The organism is Luteibacter sp. P4_E6 (assembly GCF_056401535.1).
This window is the reverse complement of record NZ_JBFUJE010000145.1, coordinates 1-8,661: the sequence shown is the minus strand read 5'-3', so window position 1 is coordinate 8,661 and position 8,661 is coordinate 1. Positions and strand designations below refer to the sequence as shown.

The following is an 8,661-nucleotide window of genomic DNA, read 5'->3' as shown; positions in this document are numbered from 1 at the left end:
GGATTATCAGGGGACGATATGAAGGCCTGGATGAGTGGCGTCACGCTGGTGGCGCTCGTTGGGATCCACACGTCCGCTGCAGCGGAGACGATATCGCAGGAGCAACTGGTGTCCTACTGCGCAGCATCGGCGTCGATGTCCGCCAAAGCGCATGCCGCGCGGGAGCAGGGCGTTCCGCTGGAAACCGCCCTCAAGGAGATCGACGTGAACGTGCGGCGCGGTCCGTTAGCCGATGAAGACAAACGCCTGACCGAGGCGGCTTACGCCGAACCAGAGCACGCGATGTACATCGACTTTTACGCCGTTGCGATGAAAGAGTGTGTCGCTAGCCGCAAGGTCCTGCTCCCCATGACCGATTCGCCGGCCGTCCTTCTGTGGAAGGCGCCCTTGAAATTCCCGTACGTGGCGGTGAGAGAACGGCATGAAGGTGCCGTTATGCTCCTCGTGAAGGTTAACGCGGACTCGTCGATCGAGAAAGTCGAAGTCACAAAGAGTAGTGGCTTTGAAGAACTCGACAAGGCGGCGCGAAAGAACGCAGAGAGTGCCGAATTCCGCGCTCTCATCGCGAACGGACAGTTCGCCACCAGTTACGTGAGGTTTCCCGTAACGTTCTCGCTGGGCGTGGGAGCGACGATGGCGCTGCCTTGAACTTGGCGCCGATCAAGGGCAGGGGAACTGGTCCATCAGATGTTCGAATATGGGCAGGTTCTTCTCGAAGTTCTTCCCGGTGGCTTTGATGACCATCATGCATAGCAGCGAACCGGTGCCTTTTGTCACGACAAGACGGCGACGCATGGGATCGCCCTCGGACACGTACGAGATCTCATATTGGACCGAAGGTTGACCTCGCCAGGTTCCCTGCTCGGGTGAGGGTCTTGCCAGGGCCTGCCTGCCTTTTCTTGCCGAGACGACATCTCCTTCGATCAGGTCGTCAATGAAATTTTCGAGCGGATCAGGCGGGTCTACCCATCCGATCGCCGCGTCGATGGATGCAATGGTCTTGCCGTTTTTCTTCAGGCGGGCGGTGATCTGCCTGGCATAAGGACGCTGACCGCCGTCGTCCGGCGTGACCTCCCAGCCGGCGGGCCATGGCAGGCTCAGCGGTGGCATCGGGTCCGGCGGGGGCCTTCGTGCGTGATGCACCCGGGATTTCACGACGGTCGCGGGCACGTGCTGAGGCGGCCTGGAGAACGCGCCCAGCATCTTCAGTCCGGTGATGGCGGCGAGAACGCTGATCACGACCAGCAGCGTCCATGCGACGTACTTCATTCCATGACCTTTGTCGTCCGTGTTGCGCTAGCGCATGTTGTAGGAGCCGATTCATCGGCGAAGGGGTGCTCGCGGCAAACGTGCCCGCTTACGCGGGATCGCCGATGAATCGGCTCCTACAAAGAGCCTTGCCGGGGGCCACAACCTAGGGGCTGGTCTAGGTGTGGTCGGGGCAGACAAACTGGCTTTTCATTTTTTCAAACTCGGGCAGGTATTTCTCGAAGTCCGTGTCGATCGCCGCGTAACTCACCGAGCACGAGATGGTCGGAGATCCACGCGTCACAATCGTTCGTTGACGTGTTCGCACCTGATTCTCCATGGTGACGTCATATTGCTGGGCGGGGTTGCCTAGCCACGTGCTTTCGGTTGGCACCGAGGACGACAACGTTATGCCCTTCTTTGAAGCCGCGTCGGAGTGCCCGAGGATCATGTCTTTGGCCTCGTCGGACAGGGCACCAAGGCGTGGGTGTCGCGTCAGCATGATTGAGAGCGATGCCGTGTTTCGCCCGTTCGCGACCAACATCGCGGTCTCGATGAGGCCATCCACGCCGGGCGGTTGTACGGGCGCGGCGGGTGTCCAGCCTGCTGGCCATGTGACCTTCGGTAGCGCCAACGGACCCGTCGAAACGGCGTCTGTGGACTCGGCCCCCAGCGACTGCGCCATCGTGATCACGACGACGATAGGGAGCGTAATGATCCACGTTAGTCGGAAACGTGTCTTCGCAAACTTGCTGATGAGCCACGCCACGAACGAGGCCATGAGCGCATGGCCCAACACCTGGCCCAGCGTAAAAGGCACGTCGTCAGGCTTGGCCGCGTTCATTCGCAGCCAGTCGACCGCGAAGATCGGCAGGGCGATCAGCAGGCACGTCAGCTGCGAGATGTCTTTGCTTTCTTTCTTCTTGGCCGACTGGGCGTACACCGCAGCTGAGGGCGAGCCAAGAGGCGACGGCGCTGCCCCCTGGCAAATCGGACACACGTCTGCTGCCGGCGCGAGGTTCTCACCACAATAATTGCACTGCATCGAATTCCCCTTTCATCCATTGCTGTGCACCGGGATCACCCTTCCCGGTGTGTGGGGGGAGCTTATCGGGAAGTTGGGTGGGGGGCTATGTTGTGGCGGACCCTCCCAAAAGACCGATATCGCGCGGCCCCGGTCCGGACGTACCCTCGAACCACCTCGGCCACGGAGAAGGACCATGCGCATTGCCATAGCCGCCTTGCTTGGCGGGCTTGTGATGTTCCTCTGGGGTGCGTTCGCGCACATGGTGCTGCCGATCGGCGAGATGTCGTTTCGGGCGCCGGTCAACGAAGACAAGGTGATTGCTGCGCTGCACGACAATCTTCCGGCCGAGCATGCGATCTACGTGTTGCCGTATTTCGACATGGCCAAGGGCGACGACCCCAAGGCCAAGGAGGCCTTCTCCATCAAGGCCAAGTCCTCGCCCTTCGCCTTCATCGTCTATGCGCCCTACGGCCGCGACTACATGGCGATGGGCTACAACCTGTTTCACCAATGGTTGTCCGACACGCTTGCAGCCTTGCTGATTGCATTCATCCTCATCCGCTCGGTGGTCAATGCCATTCGTGGGCTTTATACGGGCCTTGCTTTCGGCGTCTTTGCCTGGCTGTCGCTGGCAGTGCCGTTCTGGAACTGGTACCGGTTCCCGATGGCCTACACCTTCGGCACGTTGATCGAGCAGGCCTTTGGTTGGCTGCTGGCCGGGGCGGTGATGGGCTGGTGGTTGGGCAGGGGCGTGAAGCGTGGCTTTGCGGCGAAGTGATCTCGCGACACCACTAGCCAACGATCAGTAGCCTCGCCCGGCTGCGAGACGTACCCTCCAGGCATGAAACCTTGAGGGGCGTCTCGCGTGACTGTTTTCGAAAGCCTCCTGCTCCTGCTCGCCGCAGCCGTCGTGCTGCTACAGGTCGCGCGGCGCCTGTCGTTACCGTATCCCTCGATGCTCGCGTTGGCTGGTGTTGCGGTGGCGTTGCTGCCGGGTGCGCCGGATTTTCCGATCGATCCGCGTACGGCGTTGCCGTTGTTCATCGCGCCGGCCTTGATGGATGCGGCTTTCGATTTCCCGGTGCATCGGGCGAAGCGTTTCTGGGTGCCACTGGTCAACCTGGCGCTCGGTGGTGTGTTGCTGACGGCCTTGCTCGTCGCCTGGGCGGGCTGGGCGCTTGCCGGCCTGCCGTTCGCCGCAGCGCTGGTGCTCGGCGCCATCGTCGCCCCGCCGGATGCCGCGGCCGCCACGGCGATTCTCTCGGGCATGTCCATTCCGCGTAACACCGACGCGATCATTCGCGGTGAAAGTCTGTTCAACGATGCAGCGGCGCTGTTGTTGTTCGGCGTGGCGTTGTCGGTGCAGACGGCGGGCGCGGTGACGGCGCCACAGGTGGTTGGCTTTGCGCTGGCGGCGCCGGGCGGCGTGCTGTTCGGCGTCCTGGTCGGATGGCTGCTGCCGTATGCGACGCGGTACATCTCAGGCGCGCTGGACAGCAACCTGTTCCAGTTCGTCAACACGTTCCTCGTTTGGATCGTCGCTGAGCATCTGCACGTCTCGCCCGTGCTTGCTGTCGTCGCCATGGCGATGACGGTTGCCAGTCGTCGATCACACCCGAGCTCGCCGCGCTTGCGTGTGCAGTCGTACGCGGTGTGGGGCGCGGTGGTGTTCGTGCTCAATGTCACCGCCTTCCTGCTGATGGGCCTGCAGGCGCGGCGCATCGTCGGTGGCATGGGTGGCGAACATCTTCGGCAGGCGCTGGTGTTTGCGGGCATCGTCACCGTCATCGTCGTGGTCGTACGCATCGCCTTTGCGCTTGCGGTCAACCGCACGGTCGTCTGGTACCGGGCACTTCGTGGTCGGGAATCGCCCGCCAGCTGGCAGCAGGCGGCGCTGGCCGGCTGGTGTGGCATGCGTGGCCTGGTCACTCTGGCGACCGCCTTCATCCTGCCGGACAACTTTCCGCAGCGAGACACCGTGGTGCTCACGGCATTTTCGGTGGTGCTGGTGACGCTGGTGGTGCAGGGCCTGACCCTGGCACCTGTGATCCGCCTGCTCGGCCTCGACAGACGCTCCGCGGGCGAGCAGGAACTACGAGCCGTGAGGCTGGGTCTGGTGAAGGCGGCGCTGGAGTGCATGGCCGTGGAAGCGGACGAGGAGGGCAAGCGCCTTGCCGCGCTCTACCGCATCGAGGCCGACGCCCTGGACGAACCGGCCCGCGCCGAGGCTTTCGACCGGCACTGCGCGTTGTCCCAGGCGGCGGTGGCCGCCCAGCGCGCCGAACTGGAGCGCTGCCGGCTGGCCTTCCAGCTCAGCGACGACGACTACAACTTCCTGCTCGAGCAGCTGGACTGGCGCGAACTGACGGTGCTGCCGGCCGAGGCCACGCGCATCAGCGGTGGCTAAGCGGGCGAGGTATTTGCCGGAGACGTGGTCATGGCGGTGCGCTTTCCCACTAGGATGCCGCACGACTCATTTCCTAAGGGGGAAATCCATGGTTTCGAATACGTTGAAGACGCTCGGCGCGGCTGCGCTGCTGTCCGTGATGCCCGCTGTCGCGCTTGCCGTACAGCCGACGGGTAACTGGCGGGGATTGATCATGCAGGGAAACACGGACGTCGCCGCCGAGGTCACTTTTATACCGCAGGGTGCATCCATGCACTTCGCCGAGCCGTTCGCGTGCGAAGTGCCTGCCAAGTTACTCAAGGAAGACGGCGGCACGGTTTACTATCGATTTGGCGTGTCGAGGAATGGCGGGCGCTTCTGCGATAGCCTGATGGGTCGCGACCTCAAGACGACGATGGCCGCTAACGGCCGCATGCAGATCACCTTAGCCTCGCCCAAGGCGACCTGGCGTGGTGACTTCCAGCGGATGGGTGTGCCCTGACCATGAGCGACACCATCCAATGCCACGTCCACGGAGAACAGCAGGAGACCTTTGTCTGCCAGCACCTGGCTGAGTCCCTTGAGACCGGCGAGAAAGTAGGTTTCTTCTGGTCAGGCGAGCCTCGAGGTGATGCGTGGTGTTCCGAGTGTGAGGTTGTACGCGTCCGGGAGGGTGGGGCCAGCGGCGATTGGAATGAACGATCGGAGAAGTCGCTGGGGATCACGATTCTCTGCGGCGCGTGCTACGACCGCGTACGAGATTTGCAAGGTTTTTAAGGCCTGGCTTAGGGAAATAACAATGGCATTGAAGAAGCTCGCTGTGTTTGCACTGGTCGCGGCGGCAGCGCTCGGTTCGACGTCTGTATGCCTGTCGGCTGATGCCTTGCCGAAGGCTATCCAGGCGCAGATCCCTCATGGATTCGAGGTCATGCAATCCGCCCCGGGACCGGAACTTGGCAACAAACGGCAGAGCCTTCTCGTTGTCGTGCACCACGCTGTGGATACCATGGCCAACGCCTCACCGCGTCCACTTCTCATCTTCGAAAGCCAGGACGACGGCGCMTTCAAACTGGCAGCTCGCAACGATCTTGTCGTCCTCAGGGCCGACGAAGGCGGGCAGTGCGATCCGTTCGACGAGGACGACGAGGGCCTGGCCGTCAAGGGTGCGTACTTCACGGTGCAGAATGCCGTCGCGTGCGGGTCCCATTGGTCGGACTTCGTTACTTTTCGCTACGACGCAAAGGCTGGCACGTGGCTCTTCCACAGCGAGATCCACACGATGTCATTCCCGTTGGAGGGAACGCCTGACAAGACCTCCGTCACACGGGCGGATAAAGCGAAGCCGGTCGCGTTCGCGGACTGGAAGCCTGCACACTGACCTGGTCCGCCTGCAGGCGCTTCTCGCGCATCTCAGCCCGGTGGTCTTTCACTATCAGGATGGTCGATGCGAAGTACATGGCCACCAGCAGGAAGGTCACCGGCCCGCGCGTGTTCGACGCGTTCCCGCCCTCGCGCGTCCAGCGGGAAAGCCAGTAGGTGACCGGGATCGCCAAAAGAAAACCGAGTAGCCACGCGGATCCCCAACGACCACCCTCCACGTCGAACGAGCGCCAGAACAGGATCAGCGGTGCCCAACTGTACATCTGCACATTGGGGCCTTCGTCGTCGCGGCGATGCAGGTCCACGGCACCATCGGTGAATACGTTGATACCCACAGCGATCAGCGGCATCGCGGCCACGATGAGGAACATCGGCCAACGTATCGCTGGATCACCGCCATACACCACGGCGATCACCCAGATCGGAACGGAGAGCAGGGCCAGGAAGTTGGTCCGACCCAGCCAGACACTTCCGTTCCAACGGCGCTCGCCCTCGTAGCTGCCCCACCGCTCATCGTTGGCGAAACTGTTGCTCATCCGGGTGATGTCCCTCTGGTCGAGGTCTTCGATCCCCTCGGACCACGTGTCACCCAGGAGCTTCTGCCCAAGCTCGGGCGGAACGAAGATCCGCTTGCCGGACTTGTCGTAGAGCCACAGCTCCGTACCGCGCCGGGAGTTCACATAGACCTCGCGCGCACCGCCGATGTCGGAGCGCTCGATGCGACGGGTGGAGACCGCGTCCTTGATCACCACGGCGTCCGGCTCGATCACGATGTGGGTCCGGGTGAGGTTCACGCCGTAGGCGGCCAGGCCAAGGATCAGCACGCACAGGCTGACGCCGAAGGGGGTGACGGCCCGGTCCGTGGCGGTCCACCAGTAGTAGATGACGAAGCCACAGGCCCCGAGCGCGATCAGGACCAGCACGCCGAGAAAGAATTTGACGAAGACGTCCGGCCGGAGTTCCTYGGTGCCGCCCCCGTTCCCTGTGCCCGTGCGCTTGGCCATGCGTGCCCCCTCCCTTGGTGGCCCGATCATACCGAGCCGCCCAAATTTGCGATAATCCCCGGCTCGTACACCCACGGAAGCCCGACTCATGCTGGATCCCGCCCTCCTGCGCGGCAAGCTCGCCGAAACGGCTGAGCGCCTGCGCGCCGCCCGGAACTTCGACCTCGACGTCGTGACGATCGAGCGCCTCGAATCCGAGCGCAAGGCGCTCTCCACCGAGACCCAGGAGCTGCAGAACCTGCGGAACACCCGTTCCAAGGCCATCGGCCAAGCCAAGGGTAAGGGCGAAAGCGTGGACGCGCTCATGGCCGAGGTCGCCGGTATCGGCGACAAGCTCAAGGCCAACGAGCAGGCGCTCGCCGAGGTCCAGGCCAAGCTGGCGGACATCGCCCTGGGCATCCCGAACCTCCCCGACGAATCCGTGCCCATCGGCAAGGACGAGAACGACAACGTGGAGATCCTCCGCTGGGGTCACCCGCGTCCGTTCGACTTCCCGGTGAAGGACCACGTGGACCTGGGCGCCCGTCACGGCTGGCTCGACGGCGAAGCCGGGGTCAAGCTGTCCGGCGCACGCTTCACCGTGCTGCGCGGCCAGCTCGCGCACCTGCATCGCGCGCTCGCCCAGTTCATGCTGGACCTGCACACCACGCGTCACGGCTACCTCGAGCACAACGTGCCGTTGATCGTGAATGCGGCTGCGATGGAAGGCACCAGCCAGCTGCCCAAGTTCGAAGAGGACCTCTTCGGCACGATGGTCGACGAGGTGAAGCGCTACCTCATTCCCACCTCCGAAGTGACGCTGACCAACCTTGTGCGCGAAAGCATCGTCGACGCCGGCGAGCTGCCCATGCGCATGACCGCGCACTCCATGTGCTTCCGCGCGGAAGCCGGCAGCTACGGCCGCGACACCCGCGGCATGATCCGCCAGCACCAGTTCGAGAAGKTGGAGATGGTGCAGATCGCCACGGCCGAGACGAGCTTTGCTCAGCTCGAGGAGATGGTCGGGCATGCTGAGGCTGTTTTGCAGGCGCTGAAGCTGCCGTATCGGAAGGTGCAGCTGTGCACAGGGGATATGGGCTTTGCTGCGGCCAAGACGTATGACCTCGAGGTTTGGCTGCCCAGCCAGAACACGTATCGCGAGATCAGTAGCTGCTCCAACTGCACGGATTTTCAGGCGCGGCGGATGTCGGCTCGCTGGAGGAATCCGGCTAGCAGCAAGCCGGAGCTGGTGCATACGTTGAATGGGTCGGGGTTGGCTGTGGGGCGGACCCTGGTTGCCGTGATGGAGAATTTCCAGCAGGCGGATGGGTCCATTGAGGTGCCGGAAGTGTTGCGGCCTTATATGGCGGGGATTGAGGCGATTGCCTGATCCCTTGGTACCCTCTCGTCGGGTACAATTGGCGCTGGCCGGGTGCAATGCCCGGCCAGTGCGTTAGAAAAATACGGAGAGATGGCCGAGTGGTTTAAGGCAGCAGTCTTGAAAACTGCCGTAGGTGTGAGCCTACCGTGGGTTCGAATCCCACTCTCTCCGCCAGACCACTAGTTTCCAAGTAAAATCAGATACTTGGATTGGTCAGGAAAAATCGCCATCGGGACACATTTCGGGACACATAGGT

At 62.8% G+C, this 8,661-nt stretch carries 9 protein-coding genes and 1 tRNA gene; 7 read left to right on the top strand and 3 right to left on the bottom strand.

Going from position 1 to position 8,661, the window contains the following annotated elements:
- Positions 1 to 18: 18 nt before the first annotated feature.
- Complete coding sequence (locus AC1DT2_RS10920) at positions 19 to 648, top strand: energy transducer TonB (protein ID WP_063574308.1); 630 nt, start codon at positions 19 to 21, stop codon at positions 646 to 648.
- A gap of 12 nt (positions 649 to 660) precedes the next feature.
- Here AC1DT2_RS10920 and AC1DT2_RS10915 read toward each other — a convergent pair whose 3' ends face one another.
- Entirely contained in the window at positions 661 to 1,269 is a 609-nt protein-coding gene (locus AC1DT2_RS10915) for a hypothetical protein (protein ID WP_477296214.1), read from the bottom strand.
- Positions 1,270 to 1,426: 157 nt separating this feature from the next.
- Complete coding sequence (locus AC1DT2_RS10910; protein ID WP_477296213.1) at positions 1,427 to 2,293, bottom strand: hypothetical protein; 867 nt, start codon at positions 2,291 to 2,293, stop codon at positions 1,427 to 1,429.
- A 175-nt stretch (positions 2,294 to 2,468) separates the two neighbouring features.
- Between AC1DT2_RS10910 and AC1DT2_RS10905 the strand changes: the two genes are divergently transcribed.
- From AC1DT2_RS10905 to AC1DT2_RS10890, 4 genes are all read left to right on the top strand, one after another.
- The gene (locus AC1DT2_RS10905; RefSeq protein WP_477296212.1) at positions 2,469 to 3,053 is read left to right on the top strand and encodes a hypothetical protein; all 585 of its coding nucleotides are present in this window, start codon (positions 2,469 to 2,471) and stop codon (positions 3,051 to 3,053) included.
- Positions 3,054 to 3,140: 87 nt separating this feature from the next.
- A complete protein-coding gene (locus AC1DT2_RS10900) occupies positions 3,141 to 4,682 on the top strand; it encodes a cation:proton antiporter (RefSeq protein ID WP_477296211.1) in 1,542 nt (513 codons plus the stop codon).
- Between the two features lie 88 nt (positions 4,683 to 4,770).
- Positions 4,771 to 5,163: a hypothetical protein gene (locus AC1DT2_RS10895; protein ID WP_477296210.1), complete on the top strand. Its 393-nt coding sequence runs from the start codon at positions 4,771 to 4,773 to the stop codon at positions 5,161 to 5,163.
- Between the two features lie 297 nt (positions 5,164 to 5,460).
- On the top strand, positions 5,461 to 6,039 hold the full coding sequence (locus AC1DT2_RS10890) for a hypothetical protein (protein ID WP_477296209.1): 579 nt from the start codon (positions 5,461 to 5,463) through the stop codon (positions 6,037 to 6,039).
- Here the strand turns inward: AC1DT2_RS10890 and AC1DT2_RS10885 are convergent.
- The gene (locus AC1DT2_RS10885; RefSeq protein WP_477296208.1) at positions 5,981 to 7,045 is read right to left on the bottom strand and encodes a hypothetical protein; all 1,065 of its coding nucleotides are present in this window, start codon (positions 7,043 to 7,045) and stop codon (positions 5,981 to 5,983) included. The two genes, AC1DT2_RS10890 and AC1DT2_RS10885, sit on opposite strands and share 59 nt — an antisense overlap.
- An 88-nt stretch (positions 7,046 to 7,133) precedes the next feature.
- On the opposite strand from AC1DT2_RS10885, the gene serS reads away from it, so the two are divergent.
- Together serS and AC1DT2_RS10875 are read left to right on the top strand one after the other, a co-directional pair.
- The gene (serS, locus tag AC1DT2_RS10880) at positions 7,134 to 8,414 is read left to right on the top strand and encodes a serine--tRNA ligase (RefSeq protein WP_477296207.1); all 1,281 of its coding nucleotides are present in this window, start codon (positions 7,134 to 7,136) and stop codon (positions 8,412 to 8,414) included.
- A gap of 75 nt (positions 8,415 to 8,489) precedes the next feature.
- A tRNA-Ser gene (locus tag AC1DT2_RS10875) sits at positions 8,490 to 8,579 on the top strand.
- Positions 8,580 to 8,661 lie beyond the last annotated feature (82 nt).

Bases quoted from the DNA above. Each gene is read 5' to 3' on its own strand.
- AC1DT2_RS10920 (WP_063574308.1), top strand. From the start codon at position 19: ATGAAGGCCTGGATGAGTGGCGTCACGCTGGTGGCGCTCGTTGGGATC.
- AC1DT2_RS10915 (WP_477296214.1), bottom strand. From the start codon at position 1,269: ATGAAGTACGTCGCATGGACGCTGCTGGTCGTGATCAGCGTTCTCGCC.
- AC1DT2_RS10910 (WP_477296213.1), bottom strand. From the start codon at position 2,293: ATGCAGTGCAATTATTGTGGTGAGAACCTCGCGCCGGCAGCAGACGTG.
- AC1DT2_RS10905 (WP_477296212.1), top strand. From the start codon at position 2,469: ATGCGCATTGCCATAGCCGCCTTGCTTGGCGGGCTTGTGATGTTCCTC.
- AC1DT2_RS10895 (WP_477296210.1), top strand. From the start codon at position 4,771: ATGGTTTCGAATACGTTGAAGACGCTCGGCGCGGCTGCGCTGCTGTCC.